At 44.6% G+C, this 22379-nt stretch carries 18 protein-coding genes; 8 read left to right on the top strand and 10 right to left on the bottom strand.

Annotated features, from left to right (window positions below; translation table 11 throughout):
• The first annotated feature begins 141 nt into the window (after window positions 1–141).
• Window positions 142–2259, top strand: coding sequence for a prolyl oligopeptidase family serine peptidase (locus tag M0Q51_15740; GenBank protein MCK9401430.1), 2118 nt, complete (start codon window positions 142–144; stop codon window positions 2257–2259).
• Here the strand turns inward: M0Q51_15740 and M0Q51_15735 are convergent.
• On the bottom strand, window positions 2253–3404 hold the full coding sequence (locus M0Q51_15735; protein MCK9401429.1) for a hypothetical protein: 1152 nt from the start codon (window positions 3402–3404) through the stop codon (window positions 2253–2255). The genes M0Q51_15740 and M0Q51_15735 overlap by 7 nt on opposite strands.
• Entirely contained in the window at window positions 3394–4197 is an 804-nt protein-coding gene (locus M0Q51_15730) for a hypothetical protein (GenBank protein ID MCK9401428.1), read from the bottom strand. The genes M0Q51_15735 and M0Q51_15730 overlap by 11 nt, the downstream gene beginning before the upstream one ends.
• A 170-nt stretch (window positions 4198–4367) precedes the next feature.
• Between M0Q51_15730 and M0Q51_15725 the strand changes: the two genes are divergently transcribed.
• Window positions 4368–5480, top strand: coding sequence for a DUF2027 domain-containing protein (locus M0Q51_15725; protein MCK9401427.1), 1113 nt, complete (start codon window positions 4368–4370; stop codon window positions 5478–5480).
• On the opposite strand, the gene M0Q51_15720 is transcribed toward M0Q51_15725, so the two are convergent.
• Genes M0Q51_15720 through M0Q51_15710 form a run of 3 tightly spaced genes read right to left on the bottom strand, consistent with a single transcriptional unit; the run spans window position 5472 to window position 9922 of the window.
• Window positions 5472–6083: a rhomboid family intramembrane serine protease gene (locus M0Q51_15720; protein ID MCK9401426.1), complete on the bottom strand. Its 612-nt coding sequence runs from the start codon at window positions 6081–6083 to the stop codon at window positions 5472–5474. The genes M0Q51_15725 and M0Q51_15720 overlap by 9 nt on opposite strands.
• A gap of 49 nt (window positions 6084–6132) precedes the next feature.
• Window positions 6133–6948, bottom strand: a complete 816-nt coding sequence (locus M0Q51_15715) for a hypothetical protein (protein ID MCK9401425.1) — start codon at window positions 6946–6948, stop codon at window positions 6133–6135.
• Between the two features lie 19 nt (window positions 6949–6967).
• Window positions 6968–9922 (bottom strand): serine hydrolase, encoded by a 2955-nt coding sequence (locus tag M0Q51_15710; protein MCK9401424.1) that lies wholly within the window; start codon window positions 9920–9922, stop codon window positions 6968–6970.
• Between the two features lie 131 nt (window positions 9923–10053).
• Between M0Q51_15710 and M0Q51_15705 the strand changes: the two genes are divergently transcribed.
• The 3 genes from M0Q51_15705 to M0Q51_15695 are packed head-to-tail and all read left to right on the top strand — an operon-like array spanning window position 10054 to window position 12267.
• Window positions 10054–11475, top strand: a complete 1422-nt coding sequence (locus M0Q51_15705) for a VWA domain-containing protein (GenBank protein MCK9401423.1) — start codon at window positions 10054–10056, stop codon at window positions 11473–11475.
• Between the two features lie 25 nt (window positions 11476–11500).
• Complete coding sequence (locus M0Q51_15700; GenBank protein MCK9401422.1) at window positions 11501–12022, top strand: shikimate kinase; 522 nt, start codon at window positions 11501–11503, stop codon at window positions 12020–12022.
• On the top strand, window positions 12019–12267 hold the full coding sequence (locus M0Q51_15695) for a hypothetical protein (protein ID MCK9401421.1): 249 nt from the start codon (window positions 12019–12021) through the stop codon (window positions 12265–12267). The genes M0Q51_15700 and M0Q51_15695 overlap by 4 nt, the downstream gene beginning before the upstream one ends.
• A gap of 98 nt (window positions 12268–12365) precedes the next feature.
• On the opposite strand, the gene rlmD is transcribed toward M0Q51_15695, so the two are convergent.
• A complete protein-coding gene (rlmD, locus tag M0Q51_15690) occupies window positions 12366–13814 on the bottom strand; it encodes a 23S rRNA (uracil(1939)-C(5))-methyltransferase RlmD (GenBank protein MCK9401420.1) in 1449 nt (482 codons plus the stop codon).
• A gap of 120 nt (window positions 13815–13934) precedes the next feature.
• On the opposite strand from rlmD, the gene M0Q51_15685 reads away from it, so the two are divergent.
• The gene (locus tag M0Q51_15685) at window positions 13935–15440 is read left to right on the top strand and encodes an NAD(P)H-hydrate dehydratase (GenBank protein MCK9401419.1); all 1506 of its coding nucleotides are present in this window, start codon (window positions 13935–13937) and stop codon (window positions 15438–15440) included.
• Window positions 15441–15477: 37 nt separating this feature from the next.
• On the opposite strand, the gene M0Q51_15680 is transcribed toward M0Q51_15685, so the two are convergent.
• Window positions 15478–17355 (bottom strand): type IIA DNA topoisomerase subunit B, encoded by a 1878-nt coding sequence (locus M0Q51_15680; GenBank protein ID MCK9401418.1) that lies wholly within the window; start codon window positions 17353–17355, stop codon window positions 15478–15480.
• Window positions 17356–17522: 167 nt separating this feature from the next.
• On the opposite strand from M0Q51_15680, the gene M0Q51_15675 reads away from it, so the two are divergent.
• Entirely contained in the window at window positions 17523–18383 is an 861-nt protein-coding gene (locus M0Q51_15675; protein MCK9401417.1) for a class I SAM-dependent methyltransferase, read from the top strand.
• Window positions 18384–18404: 21 nt separating this feature from the next.
• A complete protein-coding gene (locus M0Q51_15670) occupies window positions 18405–19193 on the top strand; it encodes a M15 family metallopeptidase (GenBank protein ID MCK9401416.1) in 789 nt (262 codons plus the stop codon).
• Here the strand turns inward: M0Q51_15670 and M0Q51_15665 are convergent.
• From M0Q51_15665 to M0Q51_15655, 3 genes are read right to left on the bottom strand one after another with little or no spacing between them, the layout of a single operon-like run.
• On the bottom strand, window positions 19188–20474 hold the full coding sequence (locus M0Q51_15665; GenBank protein ID MCK9401415.1) for a polysaccharide biosynthesis C-terminal domain-containing protein: 1287 nt from the start codon (window positions 20472–20474) through the stop codon (window positions 19188–19190). The two genes, M0Q51_15670 and M0Q51_15665, sit on opposite strands and share 6 nt — an antisense overlap.
• Before the next feature lie 40 nt (window positions 20475–20514).
• Window positions 20515–21711: a glycosyltransferase gene (locus M0Q51_15660; protein ID MCK9401414.1), complete on the bottom strand. Its 1197-nt coding sequence runs from the start codon at window positions 21709–21711 to the stop codon at window positions 20515–20517.
• Window positions 21712–21728: 17 nt separating this feature from the next.
• Complete coding sequence (locus M0Q51_15655) at window positions 21729–22244, bottom strand: ATP-binding protein (protein ID MCK9401413.1); 516 nt, start codon at window positions 22242–22244, stop codon at window positions 21729–21731.
• Window positions 22245–22379: the final 135 nt, after the last annotated feature.

Below are 22379 nucleotides of genomic sequence, written 5' to 3'. Positions count from 1 at the left end.
ACTAAAATTTACCTTTCTATGAGGGTAGGTCAATTTTTGAAAAAGTAAAAAATGAAAATATTATATCTGATTTCCTGATAGTTATGCAACAAAACCATAAAAATCAGACTTTAGTCGGACAATAGTGAAAATTTTTTAAACATGAACAAAATTTTGATTACAGCATTTAGCTTAACGACGATCTTTATGATTTCCTGTCAACAGCAAAAATTCACTTATCCGGTCACTGCGAAGGATGACCAGGTTGATGATTATTTCGGAACCAAAGTGGCTGATCCTTACCGCTGGTTAGAGGATGACACTACGGCTCAAACAGCAGAATGGGTGAAAGCCCAGAACATAGTTACTTTTGGTTTCCTGGAACAAATCCCTTACCGTCAGAAAATACAGGACCGGTTGACCAAAATATGGGATTATCCCAAAGTTTCCGCACCTTATAAAGAGGGTGGAAGGTATTATTATTCGAGAAATAACGGCTTGCAAAACCAATTTGTCCAGTTTTCCAAAGAAACCCTGGACGGGGAAGAGAGAATGGTATTAGATCCGAATACTTTTTCGGAAGATGGTACCGTATCGCTGACCAATTTTAATCCTTCGGAGGATGGGAAATATATTGGATATGGGGTTTCCCGCGGCGGTTCCGACTGGAATGAGTTTTTTGTGATGAATGCGGGCGATCTGCAGAAACTGGAAGACCACCTGTTGTGGATCAAGTTTTCCGGTATTTCATGGTATGGTGATGGTTTTTTTTACAGCCGCTACCCGGAGCCGGCCAAAGGCGATGAGCTGTCAGGAATGAACACGAATAACAAAGTATATTATCATAAAATAGGGGATAAGCAGGAGAACGATGCCCTGATCTATGAAGATCCGGCCAACCCGAACTGGGGCTTTTCTGCTTTTGTGACTGAAGACAAGGAAATATTGCTGTTAGCGACCAATGAGTCGACCAATGGTAATCGCCTGGCTTTCCGCAAAGCCACTGAAACTGGTAAGGAGTTCATTCAATTGGTGGGTAATTTTGATTACAACTTTATTCCCGTTCAGCATATCAACGGTACTTTATATGTGATGACCGATGAGGGTGCGCCTAAATACCGGCTTATTGCCATCGACCTGAAAAATCCGGCCAAAGAAAACTGGAAGGTTATAATCCCGGAAAAGGCAGAAGTACTCACAAGCATTTCGATGGTCGGCAACAAGATCATCGCCAGCTATATGAAAGATGCTCACGATGTTATCCAGATCCATGATCTTGCAGGCAATTACCTGTACGACCTGGATATGCCAATACTTGGATCCATAGGCGGGTTTAGTGGCAAATTAGCCGACACGATCACTTTCTATACTGTCACTTCTTTTACGACTCCTGCTACGATTTATAAGTATGACATAAAAAGCAATGTTTCAGAAGAATACAACCGATCGGCCATCGATTTTGATTCGGGTCTTTATGAAGTCAAACAGGTTTTTTACGCGTCCAAAGATGGCACAAAAGTCCCGATGTTCATTGTGCACAAGAAAGGCATCAAACTGGATGGCCAGAACCCGGCTTTGCTGTATGGTTATGGCGGCTTTAATATCAGTATTACACCTACGTTCAGCATGAGCAGGCTAATTCTTCTCGAGAACGGATTCGTAGTAGCCATTGCCAACCTGAGAGGTGGCGGCGAATACGGAGAAGACTGGCACCAGGCTGGGACCAAGATGAACAAGCAGAATGTTTTCGATGATTTCATCGCTGCTGCAGAATACCTGGTCGCTAATAAATACACATCACCAAAAAAGCTGGCTATCATGGGCGGCTCCAACGGCGGACTTCTTGTCGGTGCGGTGATCAACCAGCGCCCTGACCTGTTTGGCGTTGCACTGCCGGTAGTCGGCGTGATGGACATGCTCCGTTACCATAAGTTCACCATCGGCAAATATTGGGCAATCGATTACGGCACAAGCGAAGACAACAAGGAAATGTTCGATTACCTCTACAAATATTCACCATTGCATTCCATACGGAACGATGTGGAATATCCTGCAGTTCTGGTAACCACCGCCGACCATGACGACCGCGTGGTTCCCGCGCATTCTTTCAAATACATCGCCACATTGCAGGAAAATTACCACGGCAAGAACCCTGTAATGATCCGCATCGAGACCAAAGCCGGCCATGGCGGAGGAATGCCAACTTCGATGATCATCAAGGAATACACTGACCTTTGGGCGTTTACGATGAAGAATCTTGGAGTGACGCCGATTTATTGAGGCATTACTTCCGGCCCCGAAAGCGCTGGATTCGTCACAAATTCATGATCAGTAAGGGAAAGCAGAAAAGCCTTCAGATCGGCTTTTTCCGATGGGGTCAGCCGGGTGCCGCCGGAAATGATGTAGTGCATCAAGGGATCCACATAGGGTGAGTAGACCAGCCCGCCGGAATAGAAATCAATCACTTCATCGAGTGTCTTGAATCTTCCGTCGTGCATATAAGGTGCTGTCAGTTCGATGTTTCGGAGCGATGGAGCCTTATATGCCCCTTTATTCATGGGATCGCCGGTTACGGAAAACCGGTCACGCGGATCGTCGAAGACGGAATCTTTAGCGTTATTGTAAAACAGGTTTGTCGTAAACAACGGGTTACCGCCGCCGCCGTGGCAATGAAAGCAATCGGCCCCTTCTTCCGTAACAAATAATACATAGCCATTTAATTCGGAGGGTGTTAATTGCGTTTCTCCCCTTAAATACTGGTCGAACCTTGAATTTGCCGAAATAAAAGTGCGCACAAACTGGGCAATAGCTTTTCCCATCCGGTCGATCGTAACTTCACTTGTTCCAAAAGCTTTTTTAAATAATTCCGGGTACCCTTCAATATTCCGGATGGTATTGACTGTGCTGAGTGTATCACTGTTCATTTCGTGCGGCGCAATAATGGCGAGGTAAGTCATCGACTCGATGTTCCGGCGCATCGGATCAGGATTATCCGCGCTTACAGAACCGTTCCAAAGGTAGCCGGAATAGTTCCAGACCTGGTTGAAGAGGGGAATCATATAATGCGGTGTAGGGATACCGGTCACTCCATGAGTTTTGCCCCCTGCGAATTGCGGATTATCAATGCCGCATTCAAAAGCGTTTTCCTGCAGGTGGCAGGTGGAGCAGCTCATCTGTTTTTCCGGTTCGCTATGTCCGGATATTCTCCCGTCATAAAACAAATATCGTCCTAACTTAATTCCTTCAACGGTCATTGGATTATCTGAAGGAATATTGAGTTTGGTTGGAAACCCGAATGGGATGTCAATCACATATGGAGTTGTTTTGTTAACAGGGGTAAGGATGATGTTATCCTGGTCATTGCAGCTTACAACTGACAACAGGATCATGATGAAGGTAATTGTATATAAGGGATTACAATTCATACATAGCCCCGATTGAGAATGCATCCCGGCCATTTTCGCAGGCCGCTTGTAGGGCAGCCTGGTTCTGCATCATCATTCCCCCCCAGTAATTGAAGTCCCAGGTGTGAGGAGTTGCGAACCAGCTATCGATATTCATGGTCAGGATCAACTCAGTGGTTTGACCCGGTTTTACGTCTACCAAAAGTGAAGACATCATGATGAGGGGAAAACTGACTTTAAAGTAGTTTTGCACAAATCCCGTGACCTGCCCCGTGGTATCATAGGTTTGCCCGATACCCAGGTGAAAATTAAATGGTGCCAGCAGACCAGTGGTGTCCTGGTATTTTCCGTTAAGCTTCATATAGTGATAACCGCCGCCTAGCTCCTCGGGCCAGAACATGTTTGACTCGGGGGGATTGGGGAAAATATTCGACTGGTTATCGGCTTCATCCAAACCAAAGACGAAAACAATTGAATCGACGCGGCCTGAAGGGATATCTTCAGGAATATCCCATGATTTAGTACCAGGAATATCACTGTCGATATAATGCATCCCCATATTGTCCTTGACAGTATAAAATTCCCCGTCATTGAAATAAAGGGTAAACTTTGAGATAAAGTACTGGACTTCATTGATCATGTAAGGATTGCCGGCTTCATTCACATATTTTAAAGTATCGGTCTGCAGCAATTCCCCATCTACTTTTTCCTCAAAAGTTAGCCTGATATTTCCCGGATCGTTGTCTTTCTCCTTGCAGGAATTCAGCATGGTAAAGAAAATCGCTATTATGATAATCGGAACTAGATTCTTCATCGTTTGGTTTTCGATTCTGCGTCAAAAATAATGCCAAAATGATGTAGCGAAGTAACTAAGTAACGACCTAGTGATATTCGATATTGACTTCGTTACTTCGTTACTTCGTTACTTCGCTACATCGCTACATCGCTACATCTTTTCTGCCTATCTTTACAAAAAATGACATCATGAAATTCAATATAGGCGATAAGGTCAAATTCCTTAATACCAAAGGCGGCGGCATTGTCAGCAGGATCATAACTCCAACCATGGTCCATGTTATGATCGAGGATGGTTTTGAAATTCCCACCATGACCAGTGAATTGATAAAAGTCGATCCGAAAGGGAAAGCGGAGAGTATGTTTGATGAGGAGTTCGCAGTTCGCAGTTCGCAGCCGGCAGTTCCCAATTCAAATAATGCACAGCAGCCTGGGAACTGGGAACCGGGAACTGCGAACTCCGATGATCGCCAATCAGCGCTGGGCAATTATTCCTTCCGTGCTAAAAACACACCGGGAGTTTACCTGGCTTTTGTCCCGCATGATCAGAAGTGGATGGTCACGGGAATGGTAGAGATCTACCTGGTCAATTATACAGCCATGAATGCGTTGTATGCTTTTTTCCTGGAAGGCGAGAAACGGCTCTTCGGAAAGGATTACGATGTGCTTTTTGCCGGGAATAAAATCCTTATCGATACCATCGACCGGGATGAATTGCTGAAATGGACCAAAGGCATCGTGCAGGTGATCTTCTTCCATGAAGAACCTGAGAAGATCTTCATGCCTGTCAGTTCGGAATTCGATCTTTCCCCGCGCCGATTCTATGACGAAAATAATTATAAGGCTTCCCAGTTCATGGAAGAAAGGCTGTTGCTGGTTTCCCTGGCCCAGACGGCAGCTTTGAATACAGTCGTCAGCATGGAAGAATCAAAGATGGATGAAGAAGCTTTGATCCGGCAGAAGGCGATGGAGATCAAACCTGCCTCCCTGATCGAAAAGCATCAGACCGGCCCGCGGGAAGCGGTTGTTGATCTTCATGTCGGTGAACTCATGGAAGATTTCAAAGACCTGACCCCCCATGAAATATTAAAAATCCAGATGGACTATTTCACCAAGTGCATAGACAGCGCGGCAGAGAGAAGTTTTAAGAAAGTGACTTTCATTCATGGTGTGGGTAACGGCTCTCTAAAAAGCGCCATCATGCGGAAAGTGCAGGAATACGAACATGCGGAGAGCCACCTGGCTTCTCTCGCCAAATTCGGTGTGGGTGCGATCGATGTAACGATCAAGCCGTTAAAATAAACCCATTATCTGCTTCCAGAAACTGATGGCCAGAATTGGTTTCAGTGCTATAGTGAAAGCAATACCGAAGACTGCTCCCCAAAAATGGGCATTGTGCCCGATGTTGTCGGTTGCCCGGCGTGCCATCACGGCAGAATAAACCAGGTAAATGACGCCGAAAACGACCGATGGCAGAGGGAAAGGAATGGGGAAAAGATAGACTGACCCGGTCGGATACAGCAGGATGCTGGCGAAAAGCACGGCTGACACAGCCCCTGAAGCGCCGACCGCGTTATAGTGCGGATCCTCCTTATGCTTCCCGTAGTCAAACAGCACCGAAAATCCTATCCCGCCTGCGTATAGTAACAGGTAGAAAAGGTATCCTTTGATATCGAAATAATAGTGATAGGCATCAATGACGGCTTTACCGAAAGAATAAAGGACAAACATATTGATAAACAGGTGTATCCAGTCGGCATGGATCAGCCCATAGCTGAAAAAACGCCATCCCTGTCCATGATGCCTGATTGCATAAGCATTGAACTTCAGCCGGTCAAAAATCTCAGCATTGTAGAATGCATAGATTGAGATCAGTACCGTTATGATGATTACCGCGAGATTCAAAGTTCCAAGTTCAAGTCACACCGTTTCACTGTTTCACCGTTTCACTGTTTCACTTCCCGGTAACCACCGTCCCGCTGCTATAATCCAGTTGTGAGCCGAACATGCTGTGCGGGATCAGGTAGACCAACAGGAGAATTACCATGGCAACGACCGGCCAGATGCGGTTTTCGGGTTTCCTGAACAATCGCCATACGGCAATGGCCCAGAAGATAAAAGCAATCAGGGTTTTATTGTCAGTGAGGTCGTATCCGTAAGGCACCCCGGTCCAATAATCACCGAAAGCGTATTTTTGCACGATTGGTCCCAGGATCAGCCCGCCAATAAACAAAGTCACGAGCGTAATCCAGGCATAAAGATATGAATACTTGCCTCTTGCCAGCGCTTCCAGCCCCGTGCGGGTAGACATCATCATGGCAATGAACATGAAGATAATATGGGGAATCAGCACCCAGACCGGAACGTCACTTTTGAACCTTATTACTGTTGGTTCTTCATTCAATAGGACACTCTCACTCCCATTGGTCAGCGCCACATGATACATAAGCTTGCCTGCCGGGGGCTGATGAGGTAAATAACCAACGAGGTTATTGCCATCTCTTTGCATTGCAATCGAAACCCATTCATCCTCAGTTCCGAGCCGTTTGTATTTGATCATTCCATCAAGACTTTTATCCACGTTCCCGATGACAACCTCTGCATCATCATCCCCGCCGTGTGACCTGAGCAGTTCATATTTGACCGTCTGCCCGGCAATTTCCGTTTTACCGGTAACAGGATATGTAGGGCCTGTTTTTCTTTGATAATAAGCAATTCCGACAGTGAATATAAAGGAGAATATCCATAAAAGCATAATTTTTGACTTCATATAAGGTTGGATTTATTAATTAGTGGGCAAAAGTCGTGCTTTTTTCTATTGCATCGTAGAAGAGCTGGTGGATTTTAGGCCGGATATTCATACCCGACAGTTTATTATTGTCCGCATCAGGGCATACCCGGTTTGAGAGGAAAACAAAGACCAGTCCGTTTTCAGGATCCACCCAAAAGTATGTCCCCGTAAAACCAGTATGTCCGAAACTGGCTGATGACGCACTTTTGCAGGCATGTCCTTCATTTGAATATTCAGGTAAGGGTTTATCAAATCCTATTCCACGCCTGTTATCATTAAGCGGAAATTGCCTTTCGGTAAATTCCTTGATGGTTTCAGCCTGAAAGTATCTTTCACTGCCGTAGATCCCTCCCTGGAGAAGCATTTGTCCGATTATACCCAAATCATTGGCATCGGAAAATAACCCGGCATGCCCTGAGACCCCGCCCAGCATGGCTGCTCCAGGGTCATGCACATCACCATGGATTAGCTGGCCACGGAAAATTTTATCGTTTTCGGTCGGTGCAATACGGTTAAGCGGAAACTGCTTGCGCGGCAGGAATCCCATTGTCGATAAGCCCAGCGGGCTATAAAACGTGCCGGCTACATATTCTTCGAAAGGTTCATTAACCAGGCTTTCTAAAATCTTTGGTATGAAGTAAAACCCCAGGTCGCTATACTTATAGGCATTGGTTTTTAGAAGAGGGGAGGAAATGATGCTGTCGAATATGACATCACTATAATTCTTCAGGATATAAAGATTTTCGGCAACCCTGACCGGAAAACCCTCTGAGATCTCATTTCGATACAAGGCAGAGTCTAATTTGTCACCCTTTATCGTATATTTATAAAATGGGATCCAGGGTTTAAATCTGGCCTGGTGGGCCATCATAGGACGAAGAATGATACCGCCTTTGTTAGTATTCTTCAAATAAGGCAGATAATCCTGAAGTTGCCGGTCGATATCGAGCTTCTTTTCATCGGTCATCCGCATGATGGAGAGGGTTGAAGCAGCGATTTTGGTCAATGAAGCCAGATCATAAAGGTCAGAGTTATTTACCGGTATATCTTTATCATAAGTATGATAACCATAAGATTCCATATAAAATACCTTCCCGTCTTTAGCAGCCCATACCTGGCAACCCGGGAAAACTCCTTTTAATATGCTCTCCCTGATGATGGAATCGATCGGTGATAGGTATTTTCTGTCTATGCCCAGTTCTTCCGGAATTGTATATTTTAACCTTATTGCCTCAGTTTTAAAACTGGTTCCGAAAGGGAATGATGTGCCGGCAGTAACGGGCAGTTTTCCAATAGCCGGTATTCCTCCGAAAATAACCTGTGCTGAGATATCCTGCATGATTGGATGGTCCTGGTAGGAGAGGACGATAGCCTCTGCCTGAGGAAATTTGTCGAGAAGCCGGAGGGAATAGGGTGAAGCAAATAAGTCAAGGATAACTTTTTTATTTTTACTCACTTCACCGATGAACTTTAAAACCTGGCCGGAAATACCATACGTGCTTCCTCCCCAGATGCTGGTGTTTTGCACTGAAATGATAACCAGGTTGAATGGCTCTAATTCCTCCTTTAATATAGCTATAGCAGTGTCGGAAGGTTCTTTTTTAAGGGAAAAGGCACTGATCGGGGCAAAGCAGGCCAGCCGGTCCTGGAACGGGGTGGTTTTGTCATATCCTGTCGAAACCGAAGCGATTCTCAGGGTATCCAGGTGAGAGAGTGGTATGAGATCATAATTATTCCTTACAATCGTGACAGCTTCTTCAAATAATTTCCGGTTTAACAGTTCCGCCGCGGGGGTATTCAATCTGCCATATAACCCTGTGGTAATGACAGGTTTAACTGCACTTAGTCCGGCTTTGTACTTATAGCTGAGCACGCGCCGGCAGCGCTCACGGATCAGATCCTCGGAAAGTACGCCAAGCCCGATGGCTGCCCTAATTTGCCTGACAGCTTCCGGTACATCAGCGCTAAGTAAAAGGATGTCATTTCCTGCAACTAAAGCTTTTACCGCTATTTCTCCGGGCTGGTTATTCTGTGTAACACCCTTCATATCGAGGGCATCAGTAACGATCAAACCCTTGAAACCGAGATCATTTCTGAGTACATCAGTAACAATGGATTTTGATAAAGTAGATGGAGTATTTACTGATTTTTCAAGCGATGGAACATAAAGATGTGCGATCATGATCCCATCCAGGCCTGCCCCGATCAATTGGCGGTATGGATAAAACTCGACCGAGTCCAGTCTCTGCCTGGAGTGAGGAATGACAGGGAGGGTATAATGTGAATCTGAACCGGTATCACCATGGCCAGGGAAGTGTTTTGCAGTAACAATCAATCCTCCATCCTGCATTCCTTTACAATACATCAAACCTTTACATGCCACATCCTCCTTGTTTTCTCCGAACGAACGCATGTGAATGACCGGGTTGTCAGGGTTGGAGTTAATATCCACAACCGGGGCGAAATTTATTTGCACGCCGATTTGCTTGCATTGCCGGGCTACTTCAAGCCCCATTTGATAGATCAGGCTGTCATTACTGATGGCTCCCAGGGTCATCTGGTAAGGAAAAGCCATGATGCTGTCGAGCCTCATGGCCGGACCCCATTCCCCATCAATAGAAATAAATAACGGTGTTTTTGCGAGACTTTGCCAGTGATTGGTCCGGCGGGCCTGCAAGGCAGGATGGCCACCGAAAAAAGTTACCCCACCAATGTTGTAATTCTTAATATACTGGTCTATAATGTCAAAATAGTCCTGCCCTGGTATATTGGCCCGGACCACAAGTAACTGGCCGATCATTTCATCTATCGTCAGGGAGATCATGACCGAGTCTACCCATCTGTCTCCCGGATTACCAGGCTGTATAGTGTTAATCTGCCCACCGGCCGGGAATTGTTGAACCAACAGGATCAACAAAAGAAAAATCCGAATAATGCCAGATTTCTTATTCATCAAGGTTTCTATGTTCCGCAAAAGCCGGATAGTTAAAAATTCAAAATTAATAATGCAGTTTCCGTCTGTGGGGTATCTCCATTTCATTTTATGAACAATTTATTACTGATTAATTGAGTAATTATCTATTTTTGAAAAAAACTCCAATTGTGACCAGCACCATCCGGTCCTTATTTTTAGCAATCTATATCCTGATTGGCGCCTGTTCTGCAATTGCACAGGTACAGCCAAATCCGCCTGCTGTGCAGGATATAAAACCTTTAACCCGCATTCTTTTTGTATTTGATGCTTCACAAAGCATGTATGGCAGGTGGCAAAGTGATTTAAAGATCAATATAGCCAGGAATATTCTGATAAAAGTGCTTGATAGCCTGAGAACCATGCAACACCTGGAAGTGGCATTGAGAATATACGGGCATCAGTATGTCTATCCCCCTCAGGTTTGTAATGATACACGTCTGGAAGTGCCTTTCGGGAAAGATAATTATGATAAGATAAAGAACAGGTTAAGCTCGATCGTTCCCAAGGGAACTTCTCCCATTGCTTATTCCCTTGAGCAAACTGTCAATGATTTCACCCCCTGCGTGAATTGTCGTAACGTTATCGTTTTGATAACTGACGGTATCGAGGAATGTGGTGGCGATCCCTGCAAGGCTTCAGAGACCCTTCAAAAAAGCGGAATTGCACTCAAGCCATTTATTGTTGGTATCGGAACTAATTTCGAGAAGGCTTTCAATTGCGTCGGTACTTATTTTGATGCTTCCAGTGAAGATCAGTTCAGCATCGCCCTGAATGTTGTAGTTTCCAGGGCGCTTAATCCGACGACCAGCCAGGTTAACCTGTTGGATGCCAATAACCGGCCCACAGAGACTAATGTTAATATGACATTTTATGATAATTATACCGGCAAGATAAGATACAATTATATCCATACATTAAATAGCTTTGGATTGCCTGATACGCTCGACATAGACCCTTTGATCACCTATGATATTGTAGTGCATACCATTCCCCCTGTCATGGTTGACAGCATCCGGCTAAACCCGGGAACACATACGATTATCCCGGTGAATGTTCCCCAGGGATTCCTGCATTTGAAGATGAACTCCCAGAATACTACGCTGAAAGCTTTAAAGGCTATTATCAGAAGAGAGGGAAGTATGGAAACTGTTAATGTTCAGGATATTGATCAGCCTGAAAAATATATCACCGGTATTTATAACCTCGAGATCCTCAGTTTACCAAGGTTTTACGTCAACGATGTGAAAATAATCCAAAGCCATACGACAACAATAGATATTCCTGTTCCCGGCATCGCTGTGATTCAGAAATCAGTCCGGGGTTTTGGCAGTCTATATTTGGAGAAAAATGGGAAACTGGAATGGGTTTATACTTTCAGGGACACGGGCCAGCCGCAGGAATCACTGGTGCTCATGCCGGGCTTGTATCGCGCGGTTTTTCGCTCGCGTTATGTCGACCGTTCCATTTTCACCATCGAAAGATCATTCGAGGTCAAATCCGGCATTACGACGAATGTCAGGCTGCAGAATTAGTTTTCGCGACTTATTTTTCCAAACGATGTTAATCTTCATTATAGGTTACATGGGTGCCGGCAAGACGACGCTGGGAAAACACCTGGCGGAGCGGTTGAATTATCGTTTCTATGATATGGATGAGATGTTTGAAATTTCAACCGGTCATTCCATCGGAAGTTTTTTTGAGAAATTCGGAGAGGCTGCTTTCAGGCAAAAGGAGCGGGAAATCCTGTACAATCACCTGGATGACCGGCAAACTGTGATCGCAACGGGAGGAGGAACAGCCTGTTATGCTGATAATATGGCGCTAATGAACCAAAAAGGCATAACTGTATATGTTGATACAGGGTTTGATACGATCATGAAAAGGCTGGCAGGTAAAATACACAACCGCCCGATGCTGAAGAATATTCCACACGAACAACTGCCTTCATTCATACGGGATCATATGAACACCCGGCATGAATTTTATTCAAAAGCTGCTATAAAGGTTGATGGGGAGGAAGTTAAACTGGATGAACTTCTTCGTAATTTTGTTCCTAATAAACCATCCCAACTATTATGAGCGATTTAGATGCACTGCAAAACCTTGTGCTTGCCCCTTATATATTGAAAGCTACGGCTTTGATCAGTGTCAGCAGAATAGTGGGCGGCAACCAGTTCCGGCACAGTTTTTCCACCCTGGGCATCTTGCCTATGGCCAGGCAGTTGAATGCCGATATGGTCATTGAACTGACCGACCTCATCGCCAGAAGAAGGGATATTTTAAGAAGAATGAACTGGAGCAGGGAAAAGGAAAACCTGGACTGAAAGTATTTTGTTTCTAGTTTCTGGTTCCAATGTTCCAGGGTCCCAATGTTCCAAAATTCATATTTGCTTTACCCCGTTCATTTTTCACTCTTCACTCTTCACTCTTCACTCTTCACTCGCTCAAGAAGCACCACATTCTCTACATGCTGCGTGTGCGGGAACATGTCAGCGGGCTGGACAGCCTTGATTTCATAAAGGTCTGACATAAGCCGGATATCGCGTGCCTGTGTGGCGGGGTTGCAACTGATATAAACAACTTTTTGAGGCATTGCTGCCAGGATTTGATCTATAACCTTTCCATGCATGCCGTTACGCGGGGGATCGGTAATGATGATGTCAGGCAGGCCGTTGGCTTCAAAGAATTCCTGGTTCAGGATTTTTGCAATATCCCCGGCATGAAAAGTGACATTAGTAATGCCATTCAAAACTGCATTTTCACCTGCATCAGCTACTGCTGACGGGATGGATTCCAAACCAACGACTTTCCGCACATATTTTGACACATAACACGCGATGGCACCGGCACCGGAATATAGATCGTAAACGGTCTCATGGCCTTGGAAGCCGGCCATTTCTGCAGCGACATGGTAAAGCAGGGCAGCTTGTTTCGCGTTGGTCTGGAAAAACGATACGGGCCCGATCTTGAATTTTAATTGGGGATCATCAGCATGAAAGGCAGTCAATTCTTCCAGGATATATGGATTTCCATGGAAAAGCCTGATCTCCAGGTCGGATATGTCATCATTTTTCTTAGGATTAATGACATACATCAGGGAAGTAATGGCTGGAATCGTCTCTTTCACATGTTGTAAAAGTTCACGAATGATCTCCTCTTCATCATCCCGGAAAACGATGATCACCATTAACTGACCTGATAAAGTATTGCGGATGATCAGGTTCCTGAGCAAACCCTCCCAGGTTTTGGCATTATAAAAACTCAGCCCTTTAGATAAGGAATACTCCCTGACAGCCAGCCTTATCTCGTTAGAAGGGTCAGGTTGCAAATGGCATTTTTCAATATCGATGATCCGGTCAAACATCCCGATAAGGTGAAAACCGATCCCGTTGCAATCCGTATTTTCCCCGGTTTCCGGCTTTTGACCGGTGAACCATTTCCGGCTGGAAAAGGTGTAATCCAGCTTGTTACGATAGAAAAACACATCTTCTGAAGCAAGGATCGGCCGGATTTCAGGATAATCAAATTTCCCGATCCGGTCGAAATGGTCTTTTACCTGTTTTTGTTTGAAAAACAATTGCTTATCATAGCTCATGTTCTGCCACCGGCAGCCGCCGCAAAGCCCGAAATGTTCGCAGACAGGTTCTATGCGGAAAGGGGAGTATTCGTGGAAATGAACGATCCTTGCTTCAAAAAATGATTTCTTCTTCTTCGTCACCTGGACATCGACAATATCCCCGGGCACACCAAAAGGGATAAAGACTACCCGGTTATTTACCCGCGCCACCGCTTTGCCTTCTGCGCCTGCATCTATGACCTCGACCTTTTCTAAAAAGGGGAGGGGCTGCTTTCTGAAAGATCTTCTTCCCATATCAGCGCCAAAGTTAACGTAAAGATGATGTCCTGCCAAACGTGACAGTTTGAGTTTCTTTTCATCTTCTTTTGAGATCGGGCATTGAAATCGTAAATTTGTAAGCATAAAGCCCGCGCCATGAAAATCCTGACGATTGAAAAAATCCGTGAAGCTGATACCTATACTATTGACAATGAGCCCATTGCCTCAGTTGACTTAATGGAAAGAGCAGCCACAACCTGTTACCAATGGCTAAGAAAAAGGGTGGACAGCCAGCGCCGTTTACTGGTATTTTGCGGGCTTGGAAACAATGGCGGCGATGGTCTGGTCATCGCCCGGCTGATGGCCCTGAATAATTTTAATGTCGAAATTTATATAATCAGGTATGCGGAGAAATGTTCAGATGATTTTCAGGTCAATTATGACCGTTTGAAAAATGTTGGGCATGTGATCCTTAAGGACCTGAGGGACGGCGATGTTCTGCCCCCGATTTTACCTGATGATGTAGTGATTGATGCCATTTTCGGATCAGGATTGGGCAAACCGGTCAGGGATTTCCCGGCCCGTGTCATCCGTCATATTAACGAAAGCAAAGCGCTGGTCGTAGCCATTGATATGCCTTCCGGGCTATTCAGCGATGAGCACACGGATGTCAAAGCCGGTGCAGTTATACAGGCAGATTTTACCCTTTCTTTCCAGCTTCCGAAATTGGCGTTTATGTTTTCGGAAAACGACAGTTTTGTGGGGAATTGGAAATTATTTGATATCGGCCTACAGAAGGGGTTTATTGACCGGGTTGAAGCTAAGAATTTCTTATTGACCCGCAAGATGGCCGGTTCTTTACTTAAACCACGGACAAAATTTGCCCATAAGGGGCAATTTGGCCATGCTTTGCTTATTGCAGGCAGTTATGGCAAAATGGGAGCTTCGGTACTGGCTTCAAAAGCCTGCCTGCGGTCGGGAGTTGGACTGGTGCATGCGCATACACCGGCTAAAGGTTACCAGGTAATTCAGACCTTAGTTCCCGAAGCGATGGTAACCATCGATCCGGATGAGGATTGCTTCTCCCAATTGCCTGACCTGGCACCTTTCACGGCTATCGGTATTGGCCCTGGGATTGGCTTCCATGAAAAAACCAAAAAAGCCCTGAAGCTCCTGATCCAGAATTCGGTAGTTCCCTTGTTATTTGATGCCGATGCGCTGACTATTCTGGGAGAAAATAAAACCTGGATACCTTTTGTCCCGAAGAATAGTGTCTTTACACCTCACCCTAAAGAATTTGAAAGGCTGGCAGGGAAAGCTAAAGATGACTTCCACAGGAACCAGTTGCAAAGGGAATTCTGCATTAAATATGGTGTTTATATGGTACTGAAAGGCGCGCAAACATGTATTTGTGGTCCTGATGGGATTTGCTGGTTCAATACTACCGGGAACCCGGGAATGGCCACCGGAGGAAGCGGCGATGTGCTCACAGGACTGATCCTTGGTCTTTTAGCACAAAAATATCATCCCAGGGATGCCTGCCTGATCGGAGTTTATTTACATGGACTGGCTGGCGATCTGGCAGCTAAAGAACAAGGGGTGGAGTCAATGATTGCGGGGGATATCATTAAAGAGTTGGGGAAAGCGTTCAGGAAGATTTGAAGTCAGTTGACAGTTGGCAGTTGGCAGAACTCAGAACTCAGAACTGTATCATATTTACTGCTTCCTCGGGCACTATATCTTCTTCCAGTCTCAGGTTGTCAATGATAAAGTTTTGCCGGTCCGGGGTGTTCTTTCCCATGTAGAATTCAAGGAGGGTTTTAATAGAGGATTCTCTTTCCATAAGGACGGGTTCAAGCCGCATATTAGTGCCGATGAAATAGCTGAATTCCCCGGGGGATATTTCCCCGAGCCCTTTGAAACGCGTGATTTCAGCATTTTGCCCTAATTTATTGAGTGCCTGTTGCTTTTCTTCCCCCGAATAACAATAGATGGTTTCTTTCTTATTCCTGACCCTGAATAGGGGCGTCGTGAGGATGTAAAGATGTCCGGCTTTAACAAGATCGGGATAAAACTGCAGAAAGAAGGTCATCAGCAACAGGCGGATGTGCATACCATCCACATCGGCATCAGTGGCAATTACAACCAGGTTGTAACGGAGGTTTTCAATGCTTTCATCGACATTCAGGGCCGATTGCAAAAGGTTGAACTCTTCATTCTGGTAAACGATCTTTTTCGTCAGGCCATATACATTAAGCGGTTTGCCTTTCAGGCTGAAGACGGCCTGCGTGCTGACCTGGCGCGCTTTGGTAATAGAACCGCTGGCGCTGTCGCCTTCAGTGATAAAAATGGTGCTTTCCAGCCGGTCTTCATGGTTGGTGTTATAATGAACTTTGCAGTCACGAAGCTTTTTATTATGAAGGCTCGCCTTTTTTACGCTTTCTTTGGCAAGTTTCTTAATGTCAGCTAAATCTTTCCGTTCCTTTTCCGATTGAAGTATTTTAAGTTGCAGTGCTTCAGCGGTATCCGGGTTTTTATGCAGGTAATTATCGAGATTTTTCTTGATAATATCCATCATATAATTACGTATAGTCTGCCCGTTAGGTTCCATGTGCATGGAACCCAGCTTGGTCTTGGTCTGCGATTCAAAGATAGGTTCCTGCACTTTAAGGCTGATGGCAGCCATGATGGAAGCGCGGATATCGTTGGTATCGTAATCCTTATTGTAAAATTCTCTGATGGTTTTAACGATGCCTTCACGGAAAGATTGGAGATGGGTACCGCCCTGGGGTGTGAACTGGCCGTTGACGAAAGAATAATATTCTTCCCCATATTGTTTCGAACTATGGGTGAAGGCGCATTCAAAGTCATCATCTTTTATATGGATGATTGGGTAATTTGCTCCGCCGTTTCCATTGAGATAAAGGTTTAGCAGATCGAGCAATCCATTCTTTGCCTGGAATCTTTCCCCGTTTAGGGTAAGTATCAATCCATTGTTAAGAAAAGCATAGTTCCAGAGCAGTTTCTCTACATACTCGGTGATATAGTAAAAATGCCCGAAAATTTTATCATCGGGGATAAAAGAGATTTCGGTGCCTTGAGGAAGGTCGCAGTCGACAATATTATGATCCTGTATGAGTTCTCCTCTATCGAATTCGACGATTTTGGTTTTCCCTTCCCTTATCGATTGGGCTTTGAAATAGGACGACAGGGCGTTGACTGCTTTTGAGCCCACGCCATTCAGTCCGACAGCTTTTTTAAAAACTTTGGAATCGTATTTTGCCCCTGTATTGATTTTGGATACACAGTCAATCACTTTACCGAGGGGCATCCCACGGCCGAAGTCCCTGATGGTAACGATTTTTTCCCTGATCGTAACATCGATCCGGGTTCCATATCCCATGACATGTTCATCGATGCAATTGTCAAGTATTTCTTTCATCAGGACGTAAATGCCATCATCCTGGGCTGCCCCGTCACCGAGCTTTCCGATATACATACCAGGCCTGAGCCGGATATGTTCCCGCCAGTCAAGCGATTTAATGCTGTCTTCAGTATATTTTTCTGCCGTTACCAAGCATAAAATTTTCGCAAAGGTAACATCAGGAATCCTTTATTTTTCGGGCAAGTCAGGAAACTTATGAATAATTTAATGTTGAAAAAGTGCATAAGAGGACTCCATTCCTTGGGATTGAGTCCATTTTATCCCTTTTTAGTACCTTTGATTTCAGTAAATCTCTGCTCATGTCCAAAATCTCAAAAGCCTTCCGAGCCCTCAGTGTCCTCATCCGGAACCCCTGGCTGCTGAATAAGGTCCTGGAAGAAGACCAGTATTGGAAAAATGAAGTCATTAAAAAATATGGATTTCAATACGGCCTACCCGTCATCAAGGCCGAAGAGTTATTCGGGGATTTTTCAGAAACGATTGACCCGTTTGCTTTCCTTGATGGCGGATCCCTGCCAACCGATCTGGCATTACTGAAAAAACTGGCTCGCAGGATCCCTCATTGCAGCTATTTCGAGATCGGTACCTGGCGAGGCGAAAGTGTAGCTAATGTTGCTTCAGTTGCCGGGATTTGCTTTACCCTGAATCTTTCTGAGGATGAAATGAAGAATAAGGGTTTAAATCAACACTATATCGATCTCCATAAATACTATTCTAAAAACATTCCTAATATCAGGCACCTGGATGGTAACACCCTATCCTTTGATTTTCAATCTTTAAACCAAAAATTTGATCTTATTTTCATCGATAGCGACCACCACTTTGAAATGGTTAAAAACGATACGCAAAAAGTTTTCAGTCATCTGGTACATGAGAATTCCGTGGTTGTCTGGCACGATTATGCCCGTAACCCTGAAACTATCCGTTATGAGGTTTTAGCCGGCATCCTGCATGGATGCCCCTTATCCTTTCACCAGCATATCTTCCACATCGCACATACCTTATGTGCTGTTTATTTACCAGGCCAAACCGGGGGAAAACCTTTGGATGCCCCTGTTGAACCCTCCGGGTCTTTTCAGGTCGATATTCGCTTTCACAAAGGAACTCCATCCCGCGAGATGAAGTCCCGCTCTTCCCAAAGTCATGAAAACCATCATTAATCACCTTTAAATTAATTATTTATGAAAAAAAGAATTGAATTTGTCCAGGAAGAGCTCAAAAAGAGAGGTCTTTACTCAGGTGAGGTAGATGGTGTTGCCGGCAGCGGCACTGAATCAGCACTCAATAAAATCACCGGATTAGAAAAAAGCTGGAATATCTCCCGTAAAATTCACGGTTTTATTCAGCTTCTCTGCCAGGAAAATGGCATCAGCCCCGGAGATATTGATGGCTATTGGGGTTCACAGACTGAATATGCCCTTAACCAATACCTTTATCTAAAAGAAAACGGTCAATTGCCTGATCCCTGGCGCCCTGAGGAACGCTCGCCGGTCAACCCTAACAATTGGCCTGTCCAGTACACGGCTGGTTTTGATGCTTTCTATGGCCCAAAAGGCTCGAGTCTGGTTAAACTTCAGCTTCCATACACGCACCGGCTTTCCTGGGATTTGCAAACTTCGGTCAACTCTTTCTCCTGCCACCAGAAAGTACATGATAGCATGAAAAGAGTGCTTACAAATGTCTTTAATTATTACGGACCTGATAAAATCCGTGAGCTCCGCCTTGATTCATGGGGAGGTTGTTATAATGAAAGACCGATACGCGGCGGAACAAAATGGTCGATGCATAGTTGGGGCATTGCGGTGGATTTCGATCCGGGCAGGAATAAACTTGACTGGGGACGCGATAAAGCCTCTTTCGCCCAACCTGTATATAATAAATGGTGGCAATTTTGGGAAGATGAAGGATGGGTAAGCCTTGGAAGGGAAAGGAACTTCGACTGGATGCACGTGCAGGCAGCGAAATTATGATCGCTTCTTTTTTTGCATGATATTAATAAGTTCAGATTTAATTTGGGCGACATCTCCCCGCGAAGGAATAAGATCTTTATACCAGTATTTATTTTCCCTGTTGAACAGGGTCATCAGAATAATAGTCGTTATCAGGTAAGATAATGAGGTTGCCCAACCTGCTCCGGACAGGCTGAATTTCGGGATAAGGGTGAAATAAAGAATAACCGATGCAACAAGCCCCAGCGAAGATGCCATGGCATTGACCTGGTAGCGGCCGGTCCCGGAAAAATAATGGCCGGCCAGGATGGAAAAATTATAAACCAGCACACCGACAGCCAAAGTCCAGATCACCATACGTGTACCCGAAAATCCTTCCCCGAAAATAAATACATAGAATGAAGAAGGCAGCAACATCAGGGGGATGAGAATTATCAGGCTGGCAGCAATGCTGAATTTGATCAGCCTTACCGTGAGTCTCGCAGCCTCAACTCTGTTATCAATATTGGCAATCCTTGAATACTGGACCATCGAAATACTTTTAGCGATAAGCCAGATCGATTCAGCCAGCGAAATGCCGTTGGAGTAGACACCGACAGCCGCCTCACCATGATAATGATCCAGGACATAATAGCTCAACCTGAAACTGAGCATTTGGGTGATATGGGCAACCTGGTTCAGAATGCCATAGCGGACCATCTCAACAGCTATTTGCCGGTAATCCTTGAGCCTGTATAAACTAATCCTTCCACAATATTTTTTGTAGTATGCAAAACTGACCAGCACCGAAAGGCCAAATGAAAAGTAAAGAGAATAGATGTAATCCAAGATCCCCGGCTCATCCTTGAGCGTGAAAAAGATCAGCAAGCTGAGGATGAGGATGCAAGGTTGAAATAAACTGATCAGGTTCGATGTGCCGATCTTCTCTCTTCCTATTAGGATCGATGTATGGATTGACACGAACGAATTTAAAACCGACAGGACACAGATATGCAAGATGAACGATTCGTCGACAACCGGAAAAAAGCGCAAAACGAAATAAGAAACCAAGCCGATCAGTATAGTCCATAGATAGGAGGGAAGGATCAACAAAGCAGGTGCATGCCTGGGAACGAGGTAAACCAGCGTACCTCCTCCCACCAGGTTTGCAAAGACCAGCACAAAGGTAATTGTAGTGATGATCAGGCTCTGGACTCCTTTTCCGGCCGGACCAAGGTACTGCGATAAAATGATGGCGATCAGCAGGTTGATCACCGCTGAAAGCGCCCTGGCACCGAAGGTATTGAGGATCTTGCCGAACAAGACGGTTATTAGTTAGTGGTTAGTGGTTATTCGTTAATTTTTAATTTTTAATTATTGAAAGATATACGTCAAATAGCCGTGCTCCGATCACTTCCTTACTAAAATGACTCTTAGCGTATTCCCTGATCTTTATTTTATCGTATTTCTCATGATTATCGAGCATAAGACTAATCTTTTCGAGTAATTTATCTTCGTCTTCACTGTAGATAAGCAAACCCAGCTCATTATTGATGTGTTCGCTGATGCCCCCGACATCTGTCGACAATACCGGGACACCGCAGGCAAAGCTTTCAAGTATGACTACGGGCAGATTCTCAAACCGGCTGAACATAACCTGGAAATCAGCCTCTGCCATCAGTTTAGCCAATTCTTCATTTTCCTTTAACCCATGAAATATTACAAACTTGCCCTCAATATTCAACACTTTGGCAAAGTTAACAAGATCATTCAGATGAATTCCTTCCCCTACCATGTGGCAGACCCAATCTGTCCGCTGCTCTGAAAGTCGTTTTAAAACCCGGAGTATACCTGAAATATTCTTTTGCTTGTCTTCAAAGCAGGAAACATGGATGAAACTCTTTTTCGCCCTCCCGGAAATACCTTCCCTTATATCAAATATTTCCATATCAACAACATTGGGAATGACCAGGTAATTTCTGTTTCTCAATCCATGGCTTTCCATCGCTTTCCTCAGGTTTTCCGTAACCGGCATGACGGCTGAAGCTTTTCTCACTGCCAGCCTGGTTATCACTCTTCGAAATGCGCCTTTGTAATTATCCATTTGCGGGAGGTAGCGGGTCCAGTGCTCGGTGATGACATAGGGCGTTCCGCTCATCCATTTGTAAAATAAAGCCACCATTCCCAGACGGGTTAAAACATTGACATGGATGAGATCAGGCCGGCCAAACTCTTTCTTTATCATCTTTAATCCCCGGTAATGATACCTTAGATATCTGCAAAAATTTATCAATGGCTTAATAACTGGAACTGAAAACCGGTAAGGTTTATAATAGATTTTCAACTGCAACAGCTCATCATCCCGTAACCGCTCAAATTCCATTCTTTCCTTCACAAGCCTGTCATCCTGGTGAACATAAAGCACCGCAACGTCCACATGACCTGAGACAGACCTTGCATGCCTTTCAATGAACAGTCCCTGCATCGGATCATACCGGTTCGGATACCAACGCGGCAAATAGAGGACTTTCAGGTTTTGGTTTAAAGTTCCAGGTTCCAAATTTCCAATTTCAAATTTCAAAACGTCTTTTCCACCGCTAAAATTGCATTTTTTAACCTCAGTTCGCTCTTGCCTGAAATAATGGCAAAATCAACATTTAGTTGCTGCAATGCATTCAGGTACAAGCCGAATAATTCTTCCCGCTTTCCCGGATGCTCCCGTAACGGGTCTTCCACCCACGGTAAATCGATGTCGCAAAGCAAATATAAATCATAGATATGACTTTTTACCTTTTCTTCGATCCATTGATCACATTTGCCGTATTTATAGCTGCTCCAAATCTTCGTGACCAGGAAGTCAGTATCGCAAAACAAGATTTTTTCAGCTTTTTCAGCTATTGTATTTTCCAGTTCTAACTGTTCTTTTGCTATCGCTAAAATATCTTCAAACACATAAGCTCTGCCGAGATTGACAAGGTATTCCCTGGCAACTTCAGGAACCCAGAGCGTCTGATAATAACCGGCCAATTGCTTTGTCAGCTCTGATTTGCCAGTCGATTCCGGCCCGGTGATGGCGACTCTCTTTAAATTCAAAGTTCAAAGTTGAGCCCCCTCTAAAAAGGGACATTTATTAAAAATGAAAAAATACTGATTATCGATAAAAATATGACTTTGGAAGATTGCAAATTCAAATTTGGTTGAAAATTGATTTGTAAAGAAAAATAATCG

This window comes from Bacteroidales bacterium, from assembly GCA_023229505.1.
Lineage (GTDB): Bacteria > Bacteroidota > Bacteroidia > Bacteroidales > JAGOPY01 > JAGOPY01.
This window is presented reverse-complemented; position numbering and strand designations above follow the sequence as displayed.

Bases quoted from the DNA above. Each gene is read 5' to 3' on its own strand.
- M0Q51_15740 (MCK9401430.1), top strand. From the start codon at position 142: ATGAACAAAATTTTGATTACAGCATTTAGCTTAACGACGATCTTTATG.
- M0Q51_15725 (MCK9401427.1), top strand. From the start codon at position 4,368: ATGAAATTCAATATAGGCGATAAGGTCAAATTCCTTAATACCAAAGGC.
- M0Q51_15700 (MCK9401422.1), top strand. From the start codon at position 11,501: ATGTTAATCTTCATTATAGGTTACATGGGTGCCGGCAAGACGACGCTG.
- M0Q51_15710 (MCK9401424.1), bottom strand. From the start codon at position 9,922: ATGAATAAGAAATCTGGCATTATTCGGATTTTTCTTTTGTTGATCCTG.
- rlmD (MCK9401420.1), bottom strand. From the start codon at position 13,814: ATGGGAAGAAGATCTTTCAGAAAGCAGCCCCTCCCCTTTTTAGAAAAG.
- M0Q51_15670 (MCK9401416.1), top strand. From the start codon at position 18,405: ATGAAAAAAAGAATTGAATTTGTCCAGGAAGAGCTCAAAAAGAGAGGT.
- M0Q51_15715 (MCK9401425.1), bottom strand. From the start codon at position 6,948: ATGAAGTCAAAAATTATGCTTTTATGGATATTCTCCTTTATATTCACT.
- M0Q51_15675 (MCK9401417.1), top strand. From the start codon at position 17,523: ATGTCCAAAATCTCAAAAGCCTTCCGAGCCCTCAGTGTCCTCATCCGG.
- M0Q51_15695 (MCK9401421.1), top strand. From the start codon at position 12,019: ATGAGCGATTTAGATGCACTGCAAAACCTTGTGCTTGCCCCTTATATA.
- M0Q51_15685 (MCK9401419.1), top strand. From the start codon at position 13,935: ATGAAAATCCTGACGATTGAAAAAATCCGTGAAGCTGATACCTATACT.
- M0Q51_15735 (MCK9401429.1), bottom strand. From the start codon at position 3,404: ATGAATTGTAATCCCTTATATACAATTACCTTCATCATGATCCTGTTG.
- M0Q51_15730 (MCK9401428.1), bottom strand. From the start codon at position 4,197: ATGAAGAATCTAGTTCCGATTATCATAATAGCGATTTTCTTTACCATG.